Annotated in this window: 1 protein-coding gene; it reads right to left on the bottom strand. The window is 62.3% G+C overall.

Annotated elements, in window-relative coordinates:
- Positions 1-27: 27 nt before the first annotated feature.
- On the bottom strand, positions 28-528 hold a 501-nt coding region (locus JLZ96_RS24890), incomplete at its 5' end, for an IS30 family transposase (RefSeq protein WP_201011556.1).

Genomic DNA, 528 nt, shown 5'->3' with positions numbered 1-528 from the left:
CCATGTGAGTGGAACCTCGTGACGGGTTCACGTGGTCGTCGCAACGAGCAGTCGTTTGTTGTACTCCTCGAGTGGAGTATCCCATCCCAGGGTTTTTCTGGGGCGGTTGTTCAGTAGAGCGGCGACCTCGTCGAGCCGTTCGGGACCGTGCACCGACAAGTCGGTGCCCTTCTTGAAGTACTGACGGAGCAGACCGTTGGTGTTCTCGTTGGTGCCCCGCTGCCACGGGGAGTGCGGATCACAGAAGTAGATCTGCACCCCTGTGGCGACGGTGATCTCGGCATGCTTGGCCATCTCGCCACCTTGATCCCAGGTGATCGAACGCATCAGTGCCGCAGGCAGTTCCGCGATCTTCTTCGTCATCGCCTCGGCCACCGACGCCGCCGAATGATCGATGGGCAGATGCAGCAACATCACCAACCGCGAGGTCCGCTCGACCAGCGTCCCGATCGCCGACCCGCCCTTGGTGCCGATGATCAGATCACCCTCCCAATGGCCGGGAACGTTGCGGTCGGCGACCTCGGCGGG

It is taken from the genome of Rhodococcus sp. NKCM2511, from assembly GCF_014905595.1.
GTDB lineage: Bacteria > Actinomycetota > Actinomycetes > Mycobacteriales > Mycobacteriaceae > Rhodococcoides > Rhodococcoides fascians.
Note: the sequence above shows the minus strand (reverse complement) of the source record. Positions and strands in the feature narration are given on the sequence as shown.